Genomic DNA, 25,297 nt, shown 5'->3' with positions numbered 1-25,297 from the left:
AGTACTTAAAGGAGGTGAAGTTACATAGAATGTTTAAAAAATCTAACCCTAACTATTCCTTTAGTTTTCGGAATAATAGTAATTGAATGTTATAGTCGTTAGGTTAGTAATAAAATTAATACCTACATTAGCTAAGATAGCTATTGTTGAGTATAAAGATCAGTCACATACAACTTGTGAACTGAAAGAGAGGCAAAATAAAAGGGAGGGTACAAATAATGAGTAAGACAAGTTTAAGCAAGTTGTTTTTCGCATTAATGCTTGTTTTAATGCTGGCACTTGTCGCATGTAGCGATGAGACAGACGGGGATGGCGAAGCATCAGCAGGTTCTGATGATAATGGTTCAGAGCAAGATGATGACGGTGAAGACTCTGAGGAAGAGGATGATGGTCTCTATTCCATTGATGACTTCGATAATTTCAAAACGAATGAAGGCGAAGCAATCGATGGGGGAACACTTCAATATGGACTCGTTACAGATACTCCATTTGAAGGGACGCTGAACTGGAACTTTTACTCAGGTACGTATGATGCTGAAATTTTGAACTGGTTTGATGAAGGTATGCTGACATGGGATGAAAACTATGTTTATACTAATGATGGAGCCGCAACATATGAACAGGATGAAGATAATGAAAATGTATTTACCTTCACGATCAATGATAAAGTTAACTGGCATGACGGCGAACCAGTTACAGCTGAGGATTGGCTGTTTGCTCATGAAGTGATTAGTCACCCTGATTATGATGGAATTCGTTATGGTTCAGACTTTACTAACATTGAAGGTGTAGAAGAATATAGAGAACAATTTAAGGATAATGAAGGTTTAAGTATTGAAGATGCTGAACCGATTGAAGGAATTGAAGTTGTTGATGATAAGACAATGAAAGTAACGTATAAAGAGGTAACACCTTCTTTAGTGACAGGTAGTATTTGGACATATCCACTTGCTAAACATATCTTCGGTGATATGGAAGTTGCTGATATGTCATCTTCTCCAGAAGTAAGAGAAAATCCAATTGGCTTTGGTCCATTTAAAGTAGACTCGATTACTCCTGGTGAAGCGGTAACACTTACAAAGAACGAAGATTACTGGCGCGGTGAGCCAAATTTAGATGGTGTAACAATTAAAGTGATTGATCCATCTGTTGTAGTGAATGAGCTAGAATCAGGTGGAGTGGATATGGTAGATTCATACCCTACAGATCAATATCCAGATAATGCAGATATGTCTAACGTTGAATTCCTAGGTTTGACAGATCGTGCGTTTACGTATATTGGATTTAAACTTGGCGAATGGGATGAAGATGCTGGAGAAAACGTTCCTGATCCAGATGCTAAAATGGCAGATAAAAACTTACGTCAAGCCATGTGGCATGCTGTAGATAACGATGCAGTTGGAGATCGTTTCTATCACGGTTTACGTTGGAATGGGACCACATTAATTCCACCGTCTCACCCAGAATTCCATGATGACTCAAATCCTGGACGTGAATATGATCCTGATAAAGCAAATGAGCTTCTTGATGAAGCTGGATATGAGATGGGTGACGATGGATTTAGAACAGACCCAGATGGAAATGAATTAGTTATTAATTTCGCAAGTATGTCTGGTGGAGACACAGCTGAACCAATCGCTAAGTATTATATGCAAGCTTGGGAAGAAGTTGGTCTTAACGTTGAACTTCTAGATGGTCGTTTGCAAGAATTCAATACATTCTACGATCGCGTAGAGGAAGATGATCCAGATATTGATATCTATCAAGGTGCTTGGGGTGTAGGTATCGACGTTGACCCTCGTAGTCTGTGGGGGCGTCATTCAACTTCAAACTACACTCGTTGGGCAGATGAAGAAAATGATCGTTTGCTTGAGGAAGGTGTAAGTGACGAAGCATTTGATGTTGAATATCGTCAAGAGGTATATAATGAGTGGCAAGAATATATGGTGGAAGAAGTTCCAGTATTCCCAACTGTATACCGTGCAGCTTTATCCCCTGTAAACAACAGAGTTCTGAACTATGCAATTGGTGATGGAACTGAAATGTATAAATACGAAATTGCTGTAACTCAAGAAGAACCTATGGTAGATGAGTAAGTTTACTTTCTTGAATAAGAAGCCCATCCTTTTATGGATAGGCTTCTTTTTTTGATTTTGATATAATAGATTTCATTCAATTACGACTTGTAGATTATCTAGATTAAAAAATGCAGGGCGTCGAAGTGAGGAACAGACGTATTAATCGTAATCTTAATCTTTATTTTTATATTAAATAGAAATACATACTCTTATTTTAATAACAATATAAATATTCCGTAATTAAGTCCAAAATAATTAAATAATTACAAAGGGGCTATTTCCTGTAACAAAACTAGGTCTAAAGGCCCTTAATATGTCGAAAATAATCCTTTTGTCACAAATCTATTATATATGTAATATTTTTTAGTAGTCTTGGTAATCCTTGTAATAGACTCTTAAAAGAGTTGTAACTGCATTGCCCTTATTCCTGTGGTACGATAGGCAATGTTAGAAATCAAGGAGGGACAAGCTATGAAAAAACTAGTAGCGTCTTTAGCTACGAGTGTCGTCATTGCTGGCGCAAGTTTTATTAACGTATCAGCAGAAACATATGAGGTTGAGGATGGAGACAGCCTCTGGGACATAGCCAAAGAATTTAATACGACTATTCAAGATTTAGTAGATATAAATAATTTAGATACAACAACACTTCAACCTAAACAAGAATTGGTTGTTAATGATTATTATGAGGTTGAGAAAGGTGATACATTAAGTGCTATCGGAAAAGAGTTTAATGTATCCATATCACAAATCAAGGAATGGAATAACCTTGACTCAGACTTAATCATTGTTGGGCAAGAACTTGAAATTAAAGGTGCAAAAGTTTCAAATGAAACTAGTGATGAGGCTAAGCAAGCCACAGAAACAAATGATGAACAAGCTGAGAGCAACAAGTCAGAAGAGACAACAGCTCAAAATAATAATGACTCTAAAAAAGAAGCAAAGTCAGCTGAATCTAAACCAGATCAAGCACCAGAAGGAAAAACAATTAGTGTATCAGCTACAGCTTATACAGCAAAATGTGATGGCTGCTCGGGTGTAACATCCACAGGTGTTGACTTGAACGCTAATCCAAATGCTAAAGTAATAGCTGTCGATCCATCAGTTATTCCATTAGGTTCAGAAGTTTATGTTGAAGGCTATGGTTACGCAACAGCTGCTGATGTTGGCGGTGCCATCAAAGGGAATAAGATTGACGTACACGTTCCAACAAAAGGTGAAGCTACAAGCTGGGGCGTTCGTACAGTGAACGTCACCATTGTTGAATAGTCTGTTAGCAAAATGAAAAAGGAAAGCATCCTTAGAGGATGTTTTCCTTTTTTTTATTAGTTTGAAACATGTAATTATATTTAAATTTGAATTGGAGCCATTTGTAACGATACTTCATAGTTTTCATCAATCACTTTATCTGTCTTTTTGGTAAATTGATTATAACCTACGAAGGAAAAACTTAAAATAAAGAGAACAAATAAGACGATAAGTAATTTTTTCACGTAGTTTCCCCCTCATAATATCTTTCATAAAATATTATATTTAATTTATTAGCTAAAATCCATCCTTTTTTTCATAAAGTTAATGGAAAATATACCAACCAAAAGCTCAAGCGCCCGTTAATCCTCAGGCATAGCTTAAACAGAAAAACGTAGTGGTGTATTTTACACGTAGAATTGATTAATGAATAATATTCACCACTTAAACCAAAATATAGAAAATAACTATAGTATTAATATGTAGGAACAGCGGGTTACTATGTGTTTTTACGGTAAACAATTTATAATAAGTATGGTAGACTATAAGTAAATTAAGCGTTAAAAGCTAGTGATTGTCCTTCTCGTAAGGACAAATGTGTTCTTAACGCTAAATACACCTTCAAGGAGGAATTGGTAAGATGACAAGTAAGATTTTAGATAAATTTCTAACTGAAAATATTGCAGATTTAAAAGAAAAAGGATTATATAACGAGATAGACACAGTTGAAGGTGCCAATGGCCCTAAAATAGAAATCGAAGGTAAGGAATTGATTAACCTTTCATCAAATAACTATTTAGGATTAGCTACAGATGAGCGCCTTAAAGAAGTTGCTAAAGAAGCTGTTGAATCTCATGGAGTAGGAGCAGGTGCGGTTCGTACAATAAATGGTACGCTTGATTTACACGTTGAACTTGAAAAACGTATAGCAGAATTTAAAGGAACGGAAGCGGCAATTTCATTCCAATCTGGGTTTAATTGTAATATGGCAGCCATCTCCGCTGTGATGGATCGTGATGACGCTATATTATCAGATGCGTTAAACCATGCTTCAATTATTGATGGTTGTCGTTTATCCCGCGCAAAAATTATACCATTTGAGCATTCTAATATGGATGACTTGCGTGCGAAAGCGAAAGAAGCTGTAGAATCTGGTAAGTACAATAAAGTCATGGTCATTACAGACGGTGTATTTTCCATGGATGGGGACATTGCTAAGCTTCCAGAAATTGTCGAGATTGCTGAAGAATTTGATTTAATCACTTACGTTGATGATGCACACGGTTCCGGTGTACTTGGAAAAGGTGCGGGAACAGTCAAACATTTCGGATTACAAGATAAAATTGATTTTCAAATGGGAACACTTTCTAAAGCAATCGGTGTAATCGGTGGATATGTCGCAGGAAAGTCTAAATTAATTGATTGGCTCAAAGTTCGTTCACGTCCATTTTTATTCTCAACAGCAGTAACTCCGGCAGATGCCGTTGCAAGTACCAAAGCAATTGAACGGTTGATGGAAAGTAGTGATCTAGTCGATAAGCTCTGGGAAAACGGAGATTATTTAAAGAAAGGCCTTAAGGAACTTGGTTTTGATATTGGTGAAAGTGAAACACCGATTACACCATGTATTATAGGTGACGAAAATGCTTCACAAAAATTTAGTAAGCGTCTCTTTGAAGAAGGAGTCTATGCTAAAGCTATCGTATTCCCTACTGTCCCACGTGGAACAGGAAGAGTCCGTAACATGCCGACAGCAGCACATACTAAAGAAATGTTAGATGAGGCTCTTGCCATCTACGAAAAAATCGGTAAAGAAATGAACATTATCTAATAGACACTTTTTAAGCGAGGGATGACCATGAAGAAAATTCTTGTTACCGGTGCTTTCGGGCAAATTGGCTCTGAGCTTGTGACAAAACTAAGCGGTTTATATGGCAGTTCAAACGTTATTGCAACAGATATTAAAGAGAAAAACCAGCTAGATGGTCCATTTGAAATTATCGATGTCACCGACAAGCAACGTTTACATGATGTCGCTAAAAAATATGAAGTTGATACGATTATGCATTTAGCTGCCCTGCTCTCAGCCACTGCAGAAAAAGATCCTATGAAAGCATGGAATATTAATATGGGTGGACTCGTGAACGCTCTCGAAGTCGCTCGAGAACTTGATTTGCAGTTTTTTACACCAAGTTCAATTGGCTCTTTTGGACCATCTACCCCTAAAGACAATACACCACAAGATACGTTACAGCGCCCAACAACGATGTATGGTGTGAATAAAGTAGCAGGAGAACTTTTATGCGATTATTACCATGAAAGATTTGGTCTCGATACACGTGGAGTACGTTTCCCTGGTTTGATTTCATATGAAACACTTCCAGGTGGTGGAACGACGGACTATGCAGTAGAAATTTATTATGAAGCGGTGAAGAATAAAGCTTATACATCTTTTATAGGCGAAGGAACGAAGATGGACATGATGTATATGCCTGATGCACTAAATGCTATCGTCGATTTAATGGAAGCAGAACCTAGCGAGCTCGAACATCGCAATGCTTTCAATATTACCGCATTCTCCGCAGCGCCAGAAGATTTCGCTGCATCCATTCAAAAGTTTATTCCGGAATTTGAGTTGTCCTATGATGTAGATCCCAATCGGCAAGCCATTGCTGAAAGTTGGCCAAATCAGATTGATCCAACTGTCGCGGAAAATGAATGGGGCTTTAAAACGAATTACGATTTAGACAAAATGACGAAAGATATGTTGGAAAAAGTGAAGGATAAGTAATTGTAAAGGAAGACCCTAAAAAGCTGGTACAAAGTAGTTATGCTACTTTGTATCAGCTTTTTTTAGTTATTATTTTTAATGAACGATAAAATGGGTTTATATCTCGATTGAAGTTTCGTGAAAATGTTTAAAAATGACCGAGAGGAGTGACCATCAAGAATATAATTCCATTAATCTATGTAACCTCTTCATACTATAAACAGCATCCATAAAAAAAGACTCAGGCGGAATACCTGAGTCTTGGTCGTTAATTAAGCGTACATAGCACTTACCTTTTCTTGTAATTCATGATCTCGTACATACTCATCATAACTAATTTCTTTATCGATTAATCCCTGAGGTGTAATCTCAATTAAACGATTAGCGATACTGTTAATAAATTGATGATCATGAGATGTAAACAGCATTGAACCTTTGAACTTAATTAATCCGTTATTTAATGCGGTAATCGATTCTAAGTCGAGGTGGTTGGTCGGTTCATCTAGCAAAAGTACATTGGCATGACTTAACATCATTTTTGAAAGCATGCAACGTACTTTTTCTCCACCTGATAGAACATTGGCTTTTTTCAGTGCTTCTTCCCCTGAGAAAAGCATGCGGCCTAAAAATCCACGTAAAAATGTTTCTGTTTCATCTTCTGGTGAATATTGTCTTAACCAGTCAACAAGTGGTAAATCGACACCTTCGAAAAACTCAGAGTTATCTTTAGGGAAATACGATTGAGATGTCGTGACACCCCACTTATATGTGCCGGCATCTGGCTCCATTTCACCCATTAAAATTTGCATCAAGGTTGTTTTTGCAATGTCATCGGGTCCGATTAGAGCAATTTTGTCATCTTTATTCATGATGAAACTAACATTATCAAGAACTTTTTTTCCATTAATTGTTTTAGTAAGCCCATCTACGCGTAGCAGGTCATTTCCAATTTCACGTTCAGCTTCAAAGGCAATATACGGATACTTTCTAGAGGATGGTTTAATATCATCTAAAGTAATGCTATCAAGTAACTTTTTTCGCGACGTAGCTTGTCGGGACTTGGAAGCATTCGCGCTAAATCGAGCGATAAAGGCTTGCAAATCCTTAATTTTTTCTTCTTTTTTCTTATTCTCTTCTTGAGCCATTTTTTTAGCCAATTGACTTGATTCATACCAAAAATCATAGTTTCCAATATAGATTTCAATTTTTCCGTAGTCCACATCAGCAATATGGGTACAAACTTTATTTAAAAAGTGCCGATCGTGTGAGACAACAATGACAGTATTTTCAAAGTTGATTAAGAACTCCTCTAGCCACTGAATCGCTTGGATATCAAGACCGTTTGTCGGCTCATCTAGTAATAAGATATCAGGATTTCCAAACAAGGCCTGAGCAAGTAGAACCTTAACTTTTTCGTCACCAGAAAGTTCAGCCATTTGCTTAGTGTGAAGGGATTCGTCAATACCGAGCCCCTTTAATAAAACGGCAGCATCAGATTCTGCTTCCCAACCATTCATCTCTGCAAATTCACCTTCGAGTTCTGCAGCTCTCATACCATCTTCCTCAGAAAAGTCTTCCTCCATATATATAGCGTCTTTCTCTTGTTTTACTGCATATAATTTTTCGTGTCCCATCAACACAGTGTCAAGTACTTGCTTGTCTTCGTAAGCAAAGTGATCCTGCTTTAGAACGGCAAGACGCTCACCTGGACTCATTGACACCCCACCAGATTGAGGTTCAATTTCTCCTGATAGTATTTTTAAAAAAGTAGATTTACCGGCTCCGTTTGCACCGATAACCCCATAGCAATGCCCAGGGGTGAATTTTAAATTTACGTCCTCAAAAAGCTTTTTATCTCCAAATCTTAAACTAACATTAGATACTGTTATCATATATGTTCCTCCAAAAATAAAGCTTCATTTAGAAAAAACGCAACTATATTTATTATCTTCTAAATGTGTTCATACTCTTTGATTATACTAAATAAAAGCAATTAAAGTAAGCTTAAGTGATATAACTTAAGACGTCAATCTTTATTTCCCTAAACTAGTGACAATATCGTATTTTAATGGTCATTTTATATAAAAGTGTTTGTGATTTAATAGAAAGAGTTTTAAACTTGGGATAGGGGATATTAGGAGGGGTAAAAATGTCACGTGGGAATAATAACCGCTTGCTTAAATTAAAAGAAATACTATTTAATGAGACAGATGATGCTCATTCTTTAGACATAGATCAATTAATACATAAGCTCGAATCTTTTTCCGAAGATAAATATGACAAACGAACGATCAAAAGTGATATGGAGTCTCTTGATGAAGCGGATTTTGAGATTCAAACAACTACTGGTAAGTATGGAAAAATACTCTACAGTCATCAAGCTCGCTTATTCGAAACGTATCAATTAAGGCTGATTGTTGATGCTATTTTATCAGCACGCTTTATTACCACCAATGAAAAACAAAACTTAATTGCAAAAGTGAAGCAGCTTACGAGCAAACATATTGCCAAAACATTCCCTGGACCTGTGATGTTCAGTCAATCGTCTAATGATGACTATGAGCTAGTGAAGTACAATATCGATCAAGTTCATAGAGCGACATCAGAAAAAAAGGTGCTCACTTATCGTTATGGACGCTATAATGTTGATAAACGTTTTGTTTATGGGAGAGATGGCGATTTATATTATGTCGAGCCTTACGCATTGATTTGGCAAAATGATAATTATTATCTAATTGGTAGGTTTCAAGAAAACGATGAAATGAGGCATTATCGCCTTGATCGAATCAGAGACATATCTATTAGTGAAGAATCGTTCGTGAAAAAAGAATTTCACCTGCAGGAATATGTCAATCAGAGTTTTATGATGTTTGCAGGTGAACAAATTCGGATTAAAGTTCGTTTTAATAATGAATTGATCAACGTTGTACTCGATCGCTTTGGTCTTGAAGCAGATATACGAAAAGATGGCGATAATCATTTTATTTTATCTTCAAAAGCAAAGCTGTCTGATGGACTTGTAAACTGGATTTTAACTTGGGGCGAGCAGGCTAAAGTCTTATCTCCAGACCACCTCGTTAATCGGGTGAAAAGGGAAATAGAGAATATGGTTGCGTTGTATAAGGATAAATAGGAAGTTGGGAACAAAAACAAAATAACCTATTTTAAATATGAACAATTGCTACATTAGCGTAGGAAAAATGTGTAGACTCCTGCGGGAGCGAAGGCCTCGATGAGACCCCGCAGAGGATAGCTCGAGGAGGCTCATTAGCCGCCTGCGAAAAGCGAAGTATATTTTCCGGAGCGGATGTAATAACAACACTTAGTTCAGATAATCCCATGATAAAACACTTAAATCCAAGACTTCGTTTATTTCAAACTCTATCATTCTTCCACTTCTAATGGCTCCGCTGGGTCTATTCCTAAGGATTCATATGGTACTTTAATTTTTAACGCTAAATTGTTCACTTCTAAATCAATATGCTCAATGGCCACTTCAAAATTACTGCGAATATCCATCTCTGTCACAGCGACGTAAACTTCCTCTTCACTTGGATTCACAATCACCCAATCGGGCATGGGTAAATATTTATCAATATACTCCATGATCTTTTTATTCGGTAGCTCTAAAAGTCCGAGCGAGATTGATTTTTGTTTAAGTACCACATCGCCATTGTCTTGAACAATCGGCTCTAAATGAACTGAAAGAGGCACAGTGCTCGAAAAAACAGGAAGTTCGCCAATTAAGTGAACATCGTCTTCAAGTGAAACACGGTATTGGTGATCCGTGTTTTTTAGCCATTCGCTTAAATAAGCATTCATTAACTCATTGAGGTTTTCCTTTGTTGTTCGAATGACAAATTCGGAACTTCTCTGCTCAGTGGTTTCAGTTTGTTTTGGTAGGTCTTTTTCAGGAACTGGCCAAAAGATAAGAGCAAACAGCACAATAACTACTGCAACATTAACAGTGAGCAAGATGTAAAATAAACGTTTCCAACTCATTTTCTTGTTTTGTTCAGTCATATGCTCACCTATCCTCTACAGTTATATAATTCAATACCCGTTTTGCCATTCGTTCATACCCACGATCATTTGGATGAAAGTGGTCATCTGCAAATAATTCAATATCTTCATCAACAAATAAATCTTTTGTCGGGATATAGGTTGCCTGGTTATAGTCTTCGGTGACTTTTTTGCCCACAGCATTCCAGTCATCGACAATAAGGCCTAATTCATCAATATCCGGAAAGAACTTTGCAAATGGGTTATAAAAGCCAATGAGATAAACATCTGCTTCGTCATTAAGCGATTCGATTCTGTCGAAAACATCACGCAGCCGTTCTTCATAATCTACTCGTTCTTCAGCAAATTTACTGTAAGTGAGATGGGTGAAGTTTTCCTTAACCACTTGCATAATATCATTTGCTCCGATTGTAATGAGAACCATATCAGCATCACTAATGGACGTCGCCACCTTTGGATCATCTAGGCGGATTAAGAGTTGATCTGTCCGGTCGCCACGCTTACCAAAGTTTTGAATATGGGCGTGTTGTTCATCTTCATTAATCGTTCGGTCAATAATCCCGACATAACCACCAGCATTTTCACTGTCACCAACCCCTTGAGTTAAAGAGTCACCAACAGCGACGATTGATAAGTTTTTATTTGAAAAAAAGTTTACTGTACCTTGAACAACTTCAGTTAAGATATTTTTAACTTTACTTGTAGATTCATCCTCTTGATCAGCATTATCCGTTTCGTCATCAGTTGAATCATTTTCTGCTTCATTTTCATCTTTATCATCATGCACATTTGTTTTGTCATCATTATCTTCACTTTGTTCTATTTTATGTTGACTAACAGGCTCTGTATGATTTGTTGAAAAAATAAAAAAGAAAAGTCCTGTGGCAACGATTAGAATAAAACTTAGGCTGATAAGCAACCTTCTTTTCATGATAACCACACCTATACAAATATATTCTGCAAATTTCAAAGAAGTTAATAAGGAAAAAAAGTGGTGTAGAAATATATAGTTCCTACCTATTATTCCTACCCATTATTATACACTTTTAAAAGATGAATTAGAGTATAAGTATAACTTAACAATGAATTCGATGTCTAGAAAAGATTTTTGAGTATAAAAAAAGAGAATGGGACATAAGTATTTTAGTTAATGTAAAAGCGAACGTATTAAAGTGTATTTCTTTTAATATACACTTTTAAAATCAGCGTAGGAAAAATACGTAGACTCCTTGAAAAAACCGCGATGAATCGCTGTCGAAGTATTCCTTGTCCAGCAGGATGAAAAGCTTAGATGAGACCCCGCAGAGCGTCATGAATGATGGAAGGCTAAATTCGCGACGTCCTGTGGGGGCGCCTTCATGACCAACATCCTGTTGGCTCGAGGCTCATCAGCAAAGAAGAATGAACTGCAATTCTTCTCCCCTGCGGAAAGCGAAGTATTTTTCCGAAGCGAATAACGCTCGCTTAAAATTGTTCGTCTTTTAATTACTAATACTTAGTTTTGTCCCAGTCTCTAGTCTAAGACTTTTTCAACTTGTTTCGTAAGTTGTGTTTGTTGCGAGGTTAAAATCGTGCTTAAATCTTCAATCATGGCGCTTGCTGTTGGAAATGCACCAGCTCCCGGTCCTAATAAAGTAAGCTCTCCAACAATGCTTCCTTCAATAGTTATTGCGTTATCGACGCCTTCTATAGCAAACAACGGGTGACGTTCATCAATTATCATTGGTTCAACACGGGCCTCAATCTGTCCGTTTACTAACTCAAGTGTTCCTATAGATTTGATACGCCGATGTTGTTTTTGCAACTCACTTATCTGCTCTTTCGTAATCTGTTGAATACCTTGTCGTTTCACAAAATGCCAGTGGGGTTGTTTGCCGTATATATGATCACTTAAAATCATAAGTTTATAGAAAGCATCGATAGCTTCAATATCGTTTGTCGGATCAGCCTCTGCATAGCCCAGAGCTTGAGCTTCGGCCAGTACACTTGTAAAAGTTAATTTTTTTTCTCTCATCTCACTTAAAATATAATTGGAAGTACCATTTAAAATAGCGGTTACTTTATTTATTTGATTGACTTGTAAAAGCTGTTCTATCGTTTGTATGATTGGTATTCCGCCGCCAGTTGTTGCTTCAAAGCCAATTTTAACATTATTTTCTTTGGCAATTGTCTTTAATTCCTTTCCGTGGTGGGCAAACATTTCTTTATTAGCTGTAATCACATGTTTCCCAGATTGGAGTGCTGCTTTCGCGTAGGAGAATGCAGGTTCAACTCCAACAATGGCTTCAAAGACGACATTAATGTCAGGGTGGGATAACACTTCTTGAAAATTGGTTGTTAACTGCCTTTTTCTCTTCAAATCAGAATGTTTATCTATATTTTTCACAACAATTTTGGTGATATCGACTGGCTTACCGAGCACTTGCATTAAATGTTTTTGATGTGTTTCGATTGTTTTAAAAATTCCCTTGCCGACCGTTCCGAATCCCAAAAGAGCAATATTTAGCTTTTTCAATCAAACACCTCCTATTTATTTAAAAAAGTCTTAATGAGCGGGCCCCACTTATCGAATTCCACCAAAAACCCATCATGTCCAAAATCTGTCTTAATATGACGATAGTCACCATTCGGTAGATACTCGGCACATGTATTCATTTGTTTCGGTTCATAAATTAAATCTTTATCGAAACTTAGCATTAAGATCGGCATAGATAACTTCTCACAAGCTTGTTGCCATGAACCATACTCTCTACCAATGTCATGCTGGTTCATGGCGTCAAGCAGGTAAAGATAACTATTTGCATCAAAGCGTTTTTTTAACTTTTGACCTTGATAGTTTAAGTACGACGTCACATCAAATTCAGTATCCGTTCTGCTTCGATTAAACCGTTGGGAAAATAAATCAGAACTGCGATAGGTTATCATGCCAATCATGCGAGCGACTTCTAGTCCGGTGATATTATCATGCGTTTCATAAAAGCCACCGTTCCAATTTGGATCATTTTTAATGACTGTTTTAGCAATATGGTTAAACGCAATTCCGTAATCGGAAAAAACAGGTGTCGTGGCAAGCATGATTAGTTTTTCTGTCACTTCGGGATAACATAGCCCCCATTCAAAAACTTGCATCCCACCTAACGAACCACCAATAATGGTGTGTAGTTTATCTATGTTTAACTTTTTCAATGCCAGATACTGAGCATTAACCATATCCCGGATTGAAATGTCCGGAAATGAGGCTCGGTAGACAGACTGTGTTTTGGGATTGATGGATAGGGGGCCTGTTGATCCATCACAGCCACCCAATACATTAAAGGTGATGATTTGAAACTTTTGTGTATCGATATAGTTTTTTTCGCTGATGAGACCGCTCCACCAACCTAATTGTTCCTCAGTCCCAACGGTAAGATGGTTTCCAGTTAAGGCGTGACAAGCAAGTATAACTGGTGCATTTCTTGGTCCCACACGCTCATAACGTAACGTGATATCATCAAGTACCTCCCCCGATGTTAACTGGAGCGGTCCTATATGAACATCTTCAACTTCAGAAATCATCTTTTGTTTAAATATCATAAAACCACTCCTTATTAACTATTAATTTTCAACCGGTTCAAGATGAAAAGTACCTTCACGTAGATGAAGCGCATCTTTATGAAGTGAACGATTGGTAAGTACGTGAATTCCTGTAACTTCTATATGACTTAAAGTAGGATTGGCTAAGCTTGCATTTTCAAGCCAAAGAGCATTAACTTGTTTGTTTATTAACTGTTCGGTTAATGTGGGCACGAGTTCGTTACCGTGAAGCCATGCTACGTCGACGTCATAAGGAATGTCTTTTAAGTCGCTGAATACTTCTTTAGTTAGCGTACTGATTTCATCTCCTATTGAAACAATATGGAAACCGAGGTTGTTTAACTCTTCAACTTGTGTGATGAGCTTATCTGATTCATTGTTTGCCCCAATGAGAGCAATGACTTTCTTTCGAACAATCCCGTCTTTTCTACTAAATGGCGATTGAAGCAGAGACTTTATAACATCTTCTTTTGACTGCTTGATACTTGGCTTTTCGTTCGTTGCTTTATTAATCGCCTGATCTAAATCTGCCAGGATATCATCAATTCCTTCTAAGCCGATAGATAGACGGATTAACTCTTCAGGTGTGCCGCTTTTTTCTAGATCGTCTTTACTGAGCTGCTGGTGAGTGGTTGAAGCAGGGTGAATAATGAGTGATTTCGCGTCCCCGACATTGGCGACATGTGAGAAAAGCTTGACGCTATCAATTAACTTACGCCCAGCTTCCCGTCCACCTTTAATACCAAATGTAATTACAGAACCGGCACCATGGCTAAAGTATTTCTTAGCTAGATCATATGACGGATGGTGTTCTAACCCTGGATAGTTGATCCACTCAACAGCCGGATGATTATTTAAAAAGGCGGCTACTCTTTCCGCGTTGTCATTATGGCGTACAATGCGTAGGTGCAATGTCTCTAAGCCCTGCAGTAAAAGAAAGGCACTTTGTGGGCTAAGGCTTGCTCCGATATCACGTAATAATTGGACACGAGCTTTTGTGGCAAAAGCAGCAGGACTCGTATCAACATAACGCAAACCATTATAACTATCATCGGGTTTATTAAATTCAGGGAACCGAGGATTATTCCAATCAAATCGCCCACCATCTACAATGACTCCGCCAATCGTTGTTCCGTGGCCACCAATCCATTTAGTCGCTGAGTGGACAACGATATCGGCTCCCCATGTGAGCGGCTTAGCAATATAAGGTGCAAATGTATTATCGATAATAAGGGGAACTCCGTGACGTTGCGCAATAGAGCCGATGCTTTTCACGTCAAAGACATGGAGGCTTGGATTTGTAATCATCTCGCCAAAGATTGCTTTAGTTTTTTCAGTAATAGCTTGCTCTACCGCATTCGGATCCGTTCCATCGACAAATTTGACATCAATGCCATATTTAGGAAGAGTTTTATTAAATAAAATATAAGTCCCACCGTATAAATTACTATCAGCAATTATTTCATCCCCGGCTTGTGCAATATTTAAAATAGCTAACGTAATGGCAGCCATACCGGAAGATGTCGCGACTGCTGCTGAACCATCTTCAAGTGCTGCAATCCTTTCTTCAAAAACAGCCACAGTTGGATTACCAAGTCTTGAATAAATGTTACCCGGTTCTTTTAAACCAAATAGATTTTGAGCATGTTCCGTGTCTTTAAATTCGTATGACGTTGTTTGATAAATGGGAACAGCACGTGATCCTGTGGCTGGATCAGCTGTTTGACCTGTGTGTAATAAAGTTGTTTCAGAGCTTTGAAAATTAAAGTTTGACATTTTTTATTCCTCCTAGTTAATTGGGATCTGGAGGAAGAGGAGAATATAAAAAGCCCTCTTCCTAAGAAGAGGGCTTTGCTAGTAGTTTCAAGCGTTCCTCCTCTTATCTTCCAGCTCATTTTTGACCTGTAGGATTTAGCACCTTTAAAAATGTGTTTTGCCACATTTTTCGGTTGCCGGGTTTCATAGGGCCTAGTCCCTCCACCACTCTCGATAAGAGATTCAATTTTGAATTTAGAGATAATTATATACTGAAGCTGAGATGATTGTCAACCATGAATTTATTGAAAAAGTATAAATTGGCTGAAAGTCTATGGATAAGGCATCTATTAGTTACTTCTGAAAGATGAGTAGGTGATTGACTCAAAGAACTTAGGCTATTATACTTAAAGTAATTAATTTATTGCCAATTAAAAATATTATGAAAGGTGAGTTGTGTATGCTCAAATACGTCCAAGGATCAACTCAATTACAGACATTTCAATATTTAAAAGCGAGGATGGAGTTTACCCCAGAACAAAATAAGACGTATAATCAGCTTTATAAAGGGTATTTGGGTGAGAGGAAATTTTCAGCAATACTAGATAAACGACTTACAAAAAATTGCATTATTTTATTTGAGTTCACTTTATACAATGCCCCGCAACATCCTTCAATTATTTTACCCACACAGATCAATCGCTTCGTTCAAAGGTTAAATCGAATATCCTCAAATATGGATTATCGACATCGCAAACTTGCGAATCAGCTCATAACATCTCATATAACAAAATCTCCTTATGAAAAATTACCTGAGTATCAATTTTCAGAATTAAACAGAGGTATCTTTTGTAAGTCATGCCGTAGTAAAATGTTTGAACTACAACCAGGAAAAATGCATTGCCAACAATGCAGTTACGTTGAATCGATTGATTCAGCGCTGCTCCGTAATGTCCTTGAATTTAACTTTCTATTTCCTGAAAAGGTGATAACTACAAGTGTCATACAGGAATGGAGTGGAATTCAGCGAACGAGCAGAACAATTAGAAGAATATTAAAAAGGTATTTAGGTTATGAGCCAAATTATAGACACTCGTATTTTTACTTAGAAAACAGAACGATTAAATTATGATATTAAGTGTGTCAAGTGAGTTTAAATGAAAATAGAATACATCCTTGTGGATTTTTATTTTTGATGTCTCATTGAAAATTCCAATGGGACATCAATTTTTGTTTTTCCGTGTTTCATGTCCAATAGCCGCTCTCAATCGGACATCGGAAGCTGTAATTCGTTAATTTATGTCCAATTGCCATGCCCACTTAGCGTCTTAAGCATATTCTAATACACCAATTTTAGAAAACGCTTTCATTTTATAAAGTAATGACTTAACATAGACATTAGGAAGTTTCTAATTAAAATGAGGGGGGCGTTTTAATGAAGAAGAAACGATTTGAAACAGCGGTTATTCATGAGGGGTATGACGAAAAGGTGCTTTTAGGCAGTCTCTCTACACCTATTTTTCAAACATCCACATACACTTTTGATTCGGCTGAGCAAGGGGAAAGACGATTTGCTGGTGAAGAAGAAGGCTATATGTATTCCAGGCTTGGTAACCCGACAGTCACTGTCCTAGAAAAAAGAATTGCAGCTCTTGAAGGAGGGGAGCGAGGGCTTGCATTTAGCTCAGGTATGGCGGCTGTTTCAGCAATACTTGTCGCATTAACAAAAGCTAATGATCATATATTAGCCTCAGAAGGGTTATACGGTTGCACATTCGGACTATTGACGATGATGAAAGAAAAATATAATATTGACCATGATTTTTCTTCTATGGCGACAAAGGAAGATATTAAAGCATTAATTAAACCAAACACAGCGTGTATTTATATAGAAACACCGATCAATCCGACGATGAAGTTAATAGATCTTGAACTCGTAGCTGAAGTAGCAAAAGAATACGATATACCTGTTGTGGTCGATAATACGTTTTCTTCACCTTATTTACAGCGTCCACTTGAGTTAGGATGTGATGTTGTTTTACACAGTGCTACAAAGTACATTGGCGGACATGGTGACGTGATTGCCGGCCTTGTCGTTGGTAAGAAGGAATTTTTAGATGATGTCCAGATGACCACACAAAAAGATATGGGCGGAGTGATGCCACCGTTTGATGCCTGGTTGTTAATTCGAGGTCTCAAAACACTCCCACTTAGAATGGATCGACATTGCATAAACGCGGAAAAGGTATTTGAAAAGTTAAAGAATCATGAAAAAGTAACAAATGTTTATTATCCAGGAGACAGCTCTCATCCTGATTACTTGATTAAGCAAAAACAAATGAAACATGGTGGCGGATTGATTTCTTTTGAAATTAAAGGATCTAAACAGGATGCTCAAAACTTTTTAAATAAATTATCGTTTATTAAATTAGCAGTCAGTCTTGGAGATACAGAAACTTTAATTGAACATCCAGCTACAATGACGCATGCTGTAGTGCCAGAAGATGAACGAGTAAACATGGGTATTAGTGATCAGCTCATTCGTTTATCTGTAGGACTAGAAGCTTGGGGAGATATTTGGGAAGATATCGAGCAAGCATTGAATAAAAAATAAACTATATAACTATTTTCTAACACATCTGCTCTAGCTATGCATGCGGATGTGTTTATTTTTTAAAAATATTATGTTTCGAATTAAACGATTTAACTCATACTAAACATGGTGTAATGCTAAAGCATATCCCTCTAAAACGGTATGCCAGTAACGAAGAAATGGGTTTTATGCTATGATTATGTTTATGTTGCAATATTACTATAATAGGGTAAAGGAAAACAAAAAGACGGTAATTTTGCAAGACTCATCTAGTGGCTACTTTTTAGGAAGGGGGATATGTGAATGGAAATGGAAATTATAACTTATTTATTTGGATTTATTATAATTTTTAACATAGCCCTAGGATTTTCCATTATCTTTTTGGAACATAAAGATGCTAGTTCCGCCTGGGCATGGCTTATGGTTCTCTTATTTATACCCATTCTAGGCTTCTTTCTCTATTTAATATTTGGAAAACCATTAAGCAACCGAAAGATATTCACTTGGGATACGAAAAGCAAACTCGGAGTTAAGAAAGCCGTTCAAGCCCAGATGAGAGACTTGGAAGAAGATCGCTTTCAATTTAAAGATGAAAGATTAGCCGAGTATAAGGACTTATATTATTTACATTTACGGAATGATGATGCCATTTTAACAATGGGCAACCAAGTTGAAATTTTCACCGATGGAAATGATAAATTTAATGCTTTAATCAAAGACTTGGAAAAAGCGAAAAATCATATTCATTTGCTTTATTATATTATTCGTCATGATGAACTTGGGCAAAGACTAGCAGATATACTGATAAAAAAGGCGAATGAAGGTGTTGAAGTTCGCTTGTTGTATGACGACATGGGCTCACGTCGATTAAGCAGAAAATACATTAGAAGATTACGAAATTCAGGCGCCCTTGTTGAATCATTTTTCCCTCCTAAAATACCTAAGATTAACTTGAAAATTAATTATCGAAACCATCGAAAACTAGCAATTGTTGACGGAAAAGTGGGCTATATCGGCGGTTTTAATATAGGAGATGAATACTTAGGGGAAAGTAAAAAATTTGGATACTGGCGTGACACCCACTTGAAAATCACTGGAGATGCTGTCTTAAATATGCAAACCCGATTTATTTTGGACTGGAATCAAGCGTCACGCAAAGATATATTATATGAGGATCGTTTTTATTCTGCAGAACCAAAAGGAAATGTCGGGGTGCAAATCGTTTCAAGTGGCCCTGAGTCTGATTGGGAGCAGATTAAAAACGGTTATATCAAAATGATTATGTCTGCCAAAGAAAGGGTTTATATTCAAACGCCTTATTTTATCCCTGATGAAAGTTTGCGGGATGCTTTAAGAATTGCATCTCTATCAGGAGTGGAAGTGAATATTATGATTCCTAATAAACCGGATCACCCTTTCGTTTATTGGGCAACGCTTTCCCATATTGGTGATATGCTGAATGCAGGAGCACGAGTGTTTATTTACCAAAAAGGCTTTATGCATGCCAAAACGATTGTTATTGATGGAAAAGTCGCTTCAGTTGGTACGGCGAATATTGACGTTCGAAGTTTTAGACTCAATTTTGAAGTGAATGCTTTTCTATATGATTTTGGACTTGCACGTCGCCTTGTCGACGCATTTCATGAAGATGTCAGGCATTCAACCCAAATGACAAAAAAGTTATATGAACGACGCTCCTTAGGTATTCGATTTAAAGAATCAATATCGAGATTACTCTCGCCAGTATTATAAAGTCTATCATGTATCGAGACGAAGGCGCATAGAACGATATTAAATTCTATATCAAAGTTTATATTCCACTACAGTTATTTAGAGCAAACAAAACAACAAGAACATTAAGGGAGTGTATATAAAATGGAAGGTAAATCTTGTTTGAATTCATTAGCGGTTAAAACAGCTTACGTTTTACCGCCAGATACAAATCAACACGGAACATTGTTTGGTGGTATACTTATGGCTTATATTGATGATATTGCAGGAATTTCGGCGCAGAGACATGCACGTAATCCTGTCGTGACAGCATCGACGGATTCTGTTGATTTTTTATATCCAGTCAAAGAGGGAGATTCAATTTGTGTTGAATCATTTGTAACTTGGACGCACCAAACATCAATGGAAGTCTTTGTCAAAGCTGTGACCGAAGATTTGTCTACTGGTGAGCGTAAAGTATGTACTACTGCGTTTTTAACGTTTGTAGCTGTGGATAAGAACGGGCGACCAATTCCAGTTCCACCTGTTTATCCAGAAACAGAAGAAGAGATGATTCTTCATGAAGGGGCAAAACAACGAGCTGAACGCCGTAGAGAAAGACGAAAAGAATCAAAAGAGTTAGCTAAAAACTTTGGGACAAGCTATCCATGGGGATGAAGTAGCGTTTCAAATTAAACTAGTTCATGAATATCACTTTAGAATATCCTATAAAGATAAAGAAAGAGTCAGCCATTTAAAGTCTGACTCTTTTAGGTTTTATGTGACTTTTTAATATAACACTAATTGTTACTGTTATACAATTATACCCTGTGATTAATAGAGTGTTTATTAATTATTTTTAATGGTTATTTACTTTTTAAAAGAACACAACGTCTTCAAAAATCATTTACATCCTTTTGATTTTTCAAATGTAATATTTTATCTTATATATATAGTGCAGAGCATGTAAAAAAGTGATGTATGGTATAATAATAAAAATGGGGTGAGGCATATGGAGAAATTATTTAATCAAATCATTTCTGAATTAAGTGGTTTTAGAAAAGAAACAAACAAGCGCTTTGATCGCTTGGAAGAAGGCCAAGAAGTTACGAATAAGCGCTTGAACAACTTGGAAGAAGGCCAGGAAGCTACGAATAAGCGTTTGAACAACTTGGAAGAAGGTCAGGAAGCTGCGAATGCTTCTTTTGATCGAATAGAAGACTGGCAAAAGACAGCGGACACTCGTTTTGACCATATAGAAGACTGGCAAAAGACAGCGGACACTCGTTTTGACCATATAGAAGACTGGCAAAAGACAGCGGACACTCGTTTTGACCATATAGAAGACTGGCAAAAGACAGCGGACACTCGTTTTGACCATATAGAAGACTGGCAAAAGACAGCGGACACTCGTTTTGACCATATAGAAGACTGGCAAAAGACAGCGGACACTCGTTTTGACCATATAGAAGACTGGCAAAAGACAGCGGACACTCGTTTTGACCATATAGAAGATTGGCAGAAGACAGCGAATACTCGTTTCGACCATATAGAGGACTGGCAAAAGACAGCGGACACTCGCTTCGACCATATAGAAGACTGGCAAAAGACAGCGGACACTCGCTTCGACCATATAGAAGATTGGCAGAAGACAGCGGATACTCGTTTCGACCATATAGAGGACTGGCAAGAGAAAGCCGATGATCGTTTCGATCGTTTAGATGGTGGCCTGGAAGAACTGAAAAATGTGATTAGGCATAACACCACATTAATGACTGAAAATTTCACTAGTATCAGAAAAGACATGCGTACAACAAATCAAGAAACCCAATCAGATATTGATTTACTATTTAAAGAGGTAGAGGGAATAAAAAGAAAGACTAATAAGATTGAAAAAAGCATTAATAAATAAGGACAATTAAATGTAATTAAATTGTTTCGTAAATATTACATGAAATTCTTTTAATTGACTCTAAATTTTTCTGTATGATTAAACTCAAAAAGTAATTATACAGTATGACTACATCATGTTGTTTTTTTGCCTCTTTTCAAAATGGCACTTTCTCACTAGTTTCCATTTATTGCTTCTGATAGGCAGTAAACTCCCCACAAAATACTTTATAATAAATTTTTATCATAAGTTATTATGTTATTGGATTCGTATTTTTAATCTTGCATTTCTTTTAGTAAACGCTTACAATGATAAATAGTAAGAAAATTAAAATATCAGGGGTGCACAAATGCTTAATGTATTATATCACCTAAAACATTCATATCAAAAGCAAGGAGGCTTAGGTTCTTAAACCAAAGCCTCCTTTCCTTTTGCGCTTTAGTCTATTAAAACAATACATTGGAGGTGTAAGATGATTACGTTAACTGGAACGTCACTTACAATTGAAGAAGTGAAGAAAGTCATTTTTCAAAAGGAAGAGGTAGGATTATCTCGACAAGCTGAAAATAACATTAACACCAATCGAGTAACAGTGGAAGATATGTTAAGCGCAGATCAAACAATGTACGGGATTAATACGGGGTTTGGAAAGTTTAGTGATATTATAATACGAAATGAGAATTTAGAAAATTTGCAACTCAATCTTATTTATTCTCATGCCTGTGGCGTAGGTGAGCCTTTTGCTGAAGAAGTAAGCAGAGCGATGCTTTTACTCCGGTCCAATGCACTGGCTCAAGGTTATTCTGGTGTGAGGGTGGAAGTGGTTCAACGATTAATTGACTTTCTCAACTTAGAAATTACACCGGTCATTCCACAGCAAGGATCCCTTGGTGCAAGCGGGGATTTGGCTCCATTGTCACATTTAGCACTTTGTCTCATTGGTGAAGGTGAGGTTTTTTATCAAGGAAAACGGATGGACGCATCACACGTATTAAGGGAACTAGGCATCTCCCCATTACAATTACAAGCCAAAGAGGGCCTAGCCTTAATCAATGGAACTCAGGCGATGACAGCAGTCGGCGTCATTGCCTATATCGAAATAGAAAAATTGCTTTATCAAAGTGAAATGATAAGTGCGCTGACCTTAGAAGGATTGCGTGGTATTATGGATGCTTTTGATTCTCATCTGCACCAAGCTCGAGGACATCAGGAACAAATTGATGTGGCTCATCGAATGCGAGAAAGATTAATAGATAGCAGATTAACAACTGACCAAGGGGAGCTACGAGTCCAAGACGCCTATTCTCTTAGATGTATCCCGCAAGTGCTAGGAGCCTCTTGGCAAACGGTTCATTACGTTGAGAAAAAACTATTGACTGAAATAAACGCTGTCACTGACAATCCGCTTATTTTTTCTGAAGAAAATAAAGTTGTTTCAGGTGGAAATTTTCACGGACAACCGGTGGCGCTGGCAATGGATTTTCTAAAGCTTGGCATAGCTGAAGCAGGAAATATATCTGAAAGAAGGATTGAACGGCTCGTCAATCCTCAGTTAAATGAAGGATTACCACCATTCTTAAGTCCCAATCCTGGTCTGGAATCTGGTGCTATGATCATGCAGTATAGTGCCGCCTCGCTTGTTTCAGAAAACAAAACACTCGCACATCCGGCGAGCGTAGATTCTATTCCATCATCTGCTAACCAAGAAGACCATGTCAGTATGGGGACAATCGCTGCTAGGCACGCTCTAGAGATGCTTGCGAATACAAGACGGGTTATCGCAATTGAACTCATTTGTGCCTTAGAAGCTGTCGAGTATCGAGGGGTTGAGAGAATGGGAAGCGAGACACGTAGGTTTTACGAGAAAGCAAGAAAAATAGTACCACAAATAACGAAAGATCGTATTTTTTCCAGAGATATTGAAAGCACAGCAAGTTGGTTAAAAGAATCAAATGAAAGTTGCGTTCAAACTAAAGTGGGGGGTTTTTCAATTGACTAATGTAAAACTGAAAGCAAAAAGAGGAATTGAACTGGAGTGTAAAGGGTGGGAACAAGAAGCAGCATTACGAATGCTTCACAATAATTTGGATTCTGAAGTAGCTGAAAATCCAGATGATTTAGTTGTCTATGGTGGCATTGGAAAAGCGGCACGTAACTGGGATGCGTTTCACGCGATTGTAAACACGCTGCGTGATTTGGAAAATGACGAAACAATGCTTATCCAGTCAGGCAAACCGGTTGGTGTATTTAAAACACATAATCAAGCACCGCGAGTCTTACTTTCAAATTCAGTACTTGTTCCAGAGTGGGCGAACTGGGAGCATTTTAATGAATTAGACGAAAAAGGATTAATGATGTACGGACAAATGACAGCAGGAAGTTGGATATATATTGGAACTCAAGGCATTCTTCAAGGTACCTATGAAACTTTTTCCTCTCTAGCTAAAAAACATTTTGACGGATCACTTAAAGGGACTATCACTTTAACTGCTGGCTTAGGGGGAATGGGAGGTGCTCAACCACTGGCTGTCACCATGAATGAAGGGGTTGTTATTGCTGTTGAAGTTGATGAAGACCGGATTAAGAAACGGATTGAAACAAAATACTGTGACGTCATGACAACATCGATTGATGAAGCTATCGAATGGGCTAAAGAGGCAAAGGAAAAAGAAAAACCATTATCAATCGCATTACTAGGAAATGCAGCAAAAATCCATCATGTATTATTAAAAAAGGATGTGAAGATTGATATCGTTACTGACCAGACATCCGCTCATGATCCACTAAATGGTTATATTCCTGAAGATTACACGATTGAAGAGGCAAATGGGTTACGGGAAACCAATCCAGATATTTACCAGACGTTGGCTAAAAAGAGTATGGCGACTCATGTCAAAGCGATGCTTACTTATCAACAGAGAGGCTCAATCGTGTTTGATTATGGTAATAATATTCGGCAAGTGGCGCGTCTTGAGGGCGTTGATAATGCATTCGATTTTCCTGGATTTGTACCAGCTTATATTAGGCCTTTATTTTGTGAAGGAAAAGGGCCTTTTCGTTGGGTTGCATTATCAGGTGATCCAGAAGATATTTACCGCACAGATCAGTTGATAAAAGAGCTGTTCCCAGAGAATGAAGCGCTCATTCGTTGGATTGACATGGCTCAGGAGCAAGTTGCTTTTCAAGGACTACCTTCAAGGATTTGCTGGCTGGGCTACGGTGAAAGAATGAAAATGGGATTAGCGATTAATGAATTAGTTCGACAAGGTGAAATAAAAGCGCCTGTCGTTATTGGTCGAGATCATCTTGACTGCGGATCGGTTGCGTCACCAAACAGGGAAACTGAGGCGATGAAAGACGGAAGTGATGCGGTTGGCGATTGGGCGGTATTAAATGCACTTATTAACACAGCAGCTGGCGGCTCATGGATATCTTTTCATCACGGAGGTGGTGTTGGAATGGGGTATTCTTTACATGCTGGTATGGTCGTTGTTGCTGATGGTACAGATGTAGCTGAAGAACGATTGAGACGTGTATTGACAACTGATCCTGGTATGGGAATCGTCCGTCATGTAGATGCTGGCTACAAAAAAGCAACTGAGTTTGCAGATGAACATCATATTCATATTCCAATGAAGAGGGAGGAAGAGGTGTAA

At 37.6% G+C, this 25,297-nt stretch carries 19 protein-coding genes and 1 riboswitch; of the genes, 12 read left to right on the top strand and 7 right to left on the bottom strand.

Annotated features, from left to right (window positions below; genetic code table 11):
• The first annotated feature begins 218 nt into the window (after window positions 1-218).
• A complete protein-coding gene (gene opp4A, locus KQI49_RS04120; RefSeq protein ID WP_216487094.1) occupies window positions 219-2,096 on the top strand; it encodes an oligopeptide ABC transporter substrate-binding protein in 1,878 nt (625 codons plus the stop codon).
• Window positions 2,097-2,549: 453 nt separating this feature from the next.
• Window positions 2,550-3,347 carry a LysM peptidoglycan-binding and 3D domain-containing protein gene (locus tag KQI49_RS04115; RefSeq protein WP_216487093.1) on the top strand — a complete coding sequence of 266 codons (798 nt, stop codon included), beginning with the start codon at window positions 2,550-2,552 and terminating at the stop codon, window positions 3,345-3,347.
• 80 nt (window positions 3,348-3,427) lie between these two features.
• Here KQI49_RS04115 and KQI49_RS04110 read toward each other — a convergent pair whose 3' ends face one another.
• Window positions 3,428-3,571, bottom strand: a complete 144-nt coding sequence (locus KQI49_RS04110) for a hypothetical protein (protein ID WP_216487092.1) — start codon at window positions 3,569-3,571, stop codon at window positions 3,428-3,430.
• A gap of 395 nt (window positions 3,572-3,966) precedes the next feature.
• Here KQI49_RS04110 and KQI49_RS04105 point away from each other — a divergent pair, with 395 nt between their 5' ends.
• Window positions 3,967-5,157, top strand: a complete 1,191-nt coding sequence (locus KQI49_RS04105; RefSeq protein ID WP_216487091.1) for a glycine C-acetyltransferase — start codon at window positions 3,967-3,969, stop codon at window positions 5,155-5,157.
• Between the two features lie 27 nt (window positions 5,158-5,184).
• Window positions 5,185-6,117, top strand: a complete 933-nt coding sequence (locus KQI49_RS04100) for an L-threonine 3-dehydrogenase (RefSeq protein WP_216487089.1) — start codon at window positions 5,185-5,187, stop codon at window positions 6,115-6,117.
• 251 nt (window positions 6,118-6,368) lie between these two features.
• On the opposite strand, the gene KQI49_RS04095 is transcribed toward KQI49_RS04100, so the two are convergent.
• Window positions 6,369-7,988 (bottom strand): ABC-F family ATP-binding cassette domain-containing protein, encoded by a 1,620-nt coding sequence (locus KQI49_RS04095; RefSeq protein WP_216487087.1) that lies wholly within the window; start codon window positions 7,986-7,988, stop codon window positions 6,369-6,371.
• 257 nt (window positions 7,989-8,245) lie between these two features.
• On the opposite strand from KQI49_RS04095, the gene KQI49_RS04090 reads away from it, so the two are divergent.
• Window positions 8,246-9,229 carry a helix-turn-helix transcriptional regulator gene (locus KQI49_RS04090; RefSeq protein WP_216487084.1) on the top strand — a complete coding sequence of 328 codons (984 nt, stop codon included), beginning with the start codon at window positions 8,246-8,248 and terminating at the stop codon, window positions 9,227-9,229.
• Between the two features lie 251 nt (window positions 9,230-9,480).
• On the opposite strand, the gene KQI49_RS04085 is transcribed toward KQI49_RS04090, so the two are convergent.
• The 5 genes from KQI49_RS04085 to KQI49_RS04065 form a co-directional block, all read right to left on the bottom strand.
• Window positions 9,481-10,119 carry a YpmS family protein gene (locus KQI49_RS04085; protein WP_216487081.1) on the bottom strand — a complete coding sequence of 213 codons (639 nt, stop codon included), beginning with the start codon at window positions 10,117-10,119 and terminating at the stop codon, window positions 9,481-9,483.
• A 4-nt stretch (window positions 10,120-10,123) separates the two neighbouring features.
• Window positions 10,124-11,050 (bottom strand): SGNH/GDSL hydrolase family protein, encoded by a 927-nt coding sequence (locus tag KQI49_RS04080; RefSeq protein ID WP_253286667.1) that lies wholly within the window; start codon window positions 11,048-11,050, stop codon window positions 10,124-10,126.
• A gap of 582 nt (window positions 11,051-11,632) precedes the next feature.
• Window positions 11,633-12,634, bottom strand: coding sequence for a homoserine dehydrogenase (locus KQI49_RS04075; RefSeq protein WP_216487079.1), 1,002 nt, complete (start codon window positions 12,632-12,634; stop codon window positions 11,633-11,635).
• A gap of 11 nt (window positions 12,635-12,645) precedes the next feature.
• Window positions 12,646-13,692, bottom strand: coding sequence for a homoserine O-acetyltransferase MetX (gene metX, locus KQI49_RS04070; RefSeq protein ID WP_253286666.1), 1,047 nt, complete (start codon window positions 13,690-13,692; stop codon window positions 12,646-12,648).
• 21 nt (window positions 13,693-13,713) lie between these two features.
• Window positions 13,714-15,468: a PLP-dependent aspartate aminotransferase family protein gene (locus KQI49_RS04065; protein ID WP_216487077.1), complete on the bottom strand. Its 1,755-nt coding sequence runs from the start codon at window positions 15,466-15,468 to the stop codon at window positions 13,714-13,716.
• A gap of 100 nt (window positions 15,469-15,568) precedes the next feature.
• Window positions 15,569-15,688: riboswitch (SAM riboswitch) on the bottom strand.
• Between the two features lie 219 nt (window positions 15,689-15,907).
• On the opposite strand from KQI49_RS04065, the gene KQI49_RS04060 reads away from it, so the two are divergent.
• The 7 genes from KQI49_RS04060 (at window position 15,908) to hutU (ending at window position 25,297) form a co-directional block, all read left to right on the top strand.
• A complete protein-coding gene (locus KQI49_RS04060) occupies window positions 15,908-16,579 on the top strand; it encodes a hypothetical protein (RefSeq protein WP_216487076.1) in 672 nt (223 codons plus the stop codon).
• Between the two features lie 303 nt (window positions 16,580-16,882).
• On the top strand, window positions 16,883-18,061 hold the full coding sequence (megL, locus tag KQI49_RS04055; protein ID WP_216487073.1) for a methionine gamma-lyase: 1,179 nt from the start codon (window positions 16,883-16,885) through the stop codon (window positions 18,059-18,061).
• Window positions 18,062-18,349: 288 nt separating this feature from the next.
• Window positions 18,350-19,792, top strand: a complete 1,443-nt coding sequence (gene cls / locus KQI49_RS04050) for a cardiolipin synthase (RefSeq protein ID WP_216487346.1) — start codon at window positions 18,350-18,352, stop codon at window positions 19,790-19,792.
• A 123-nt stretch (window positions 19,793-19,915) separates the two neighbouring features.
• Entirely contained in the window at window positions 19,916-20,428 is a 513-nt protein-coding gene (locus KQI49_RS04045; protein ID WP_216487071.1) for an acyl-CoA thioesterase, read from the top strand.
• Between the two features lie 334 nt (window positions 20,429-20,762).
• Window positions 20,763-21,662, top strand: a complete 900-nt coding sequence (locus KQI49_RS04040; protein ID WP_216487069.1) for a hypothetical protein — start codon at window positions 20,763-20,765, stop codon at window positions 21,660-21,662.
• A 451-nt stretch (window positions 21,663-22,113) separates the two neighbouring features.
• Window positions 22,114-23,640: a histidine ammonia-lyase gene (gene hutH / locus KQI49_RS04035; RefSeq protein ID WP_216487067.1), complete on the top strand. Its 1,527-nt coding sequence runs from the start codon at window positions 22,114-22,116 to the stop codon at window positions 23,638-23,640.
• Window positions 23,633-25,297 (top strand): urocanate hydratase, encoded by a 1,665-nt coding sequence (gene hutU / locus KQI49_RS04030; RefSeq protein WP_216487065.1) that lies wholly within the window; start codon window positions 23,633-23,635, stop codon window positions 25,295-25,297. The genes hutH and hutU overlap by 8 nt, the downstream gene beginning before the upstream one ends.

It is taken from the genome of Virgibacillus sp. MSJ-26, from assembly GCF_018918075.1.
Classification (GTDB): domain Bacteria; phylum Bacillota; class Bacilli; order Bacillales; family Amphibacillaceae; genus MSJ-26.
This window is presented reverse-complemented; position numbering and strand designations above follow the sequence as displayed.

Bases quoted from the DNA above. Each gene is read 5' to 3' on its own strand.
- opp4A (WP_216487094.1), top strand. From the start codon at position 219: ATGAGTAAGACAAGTTTAAGCAAGTTGTTTTTCGCATTAATGCTTGTT.
- KQI49_RS04115 (WP_216487093.1), top strand. From the start codon at position 2,550: ATGAAAAAACTAGTAGCGTCTTTAGCTACGAGTGTCGTCATTGCTGGC.
- KQI49_RS04105 (WP_216487091.1), top strand. From the start codon at position 3,967: ATGACAAGTAAGATTTTAGATAAATTTCTAACTGAAAATATTGCAGAT.
- KQI49_RS04100 (WP_216487089.1), top strand. From the start codon at position 5,185: ATGAAGAAAATTCTTGTTACCGGTGCTTTCGGGCAAATTGGCTCTGAG.
- KQI49_RS04095 (WP_216487087.1), bottom strand. From the start codon at position 7,988: ATGATAACAGTATCTAATGTTAGTTTAAGATTTGGAGATAAAAAGCTT.
- KQI49_RS04090 (WP_216487084.1), top strand. From the start codon at position 8,246: ATGTCACGTGGGAATAATAACCGCTTGCTTAAATTAAAAGAAATACTA.
- KQI49_RS04085 (WP_216487081.1), bottom strand. From the start codon at position 10,119: ATGACTGAACAAAACAAGAAAATGAGTTGGAAACGTTTATTTTACATC.
- KQI49_RS04080 (WP_253286667.1), bottom strand. From the start codon at position 11,050: ATGAAAAGAAGGTTGCTTATCAGCCTAAGTTTTATTCTAATCGTTGCC.
- metX (WP_253286666.1), bottom strand. From the start codon at position 13,692: ATGATATTTAAACAAAAGATGATTTCTGAAGTTGAAGATGTTCATATA.
- KQI49_RS04065 (WP_216487077.1), bottom strand. From the start codon at position 15,468: ATGTCAAACTTTAATTTTCAAAGCTCTGAAACAACTTTATTACACACA.
- KQI49_RS04060 (WP_216487076.1), top strand. From the start codon at position 15,908: ATGCTCAAATACGTCCAAGGATCAACTCAATTACAGACATTTCAATAT.
- megL (WP_216487073.1), top strand. From the start codon at position 16,883: ATGAAGAAGAAACGATTTGAAACAGCGGTTATTCATGAGGGGTATGAC.
- cls (WP_216487346.1), top strand. From the start codon at position 18,350: ATGGAAATTATAACTTATTTATTTGGATTTATTATAATTTTTAACATA.
- KQI49_RS04045 (WP_216487071.1), top strand. From the start codon at position 19,916: ATGGAAGGTAAATCTTGTTTGAATTCATTAGCGGTTAAAACAGCTTAC.
- KQI49_RS04040 (WP_216487069.1), top strand. From the start codon at position 20,763: ATGGAGAAATTATTTAATCAAATCATTTCTGAATTAAGTGGTTTTAGA.
- hutH (WP_216487067.1), top strand. From the start codon at position 22,114: ATGATTACGTTAACTGGAACGTCACTTACAATTGAAGAAGTGAAGAAA.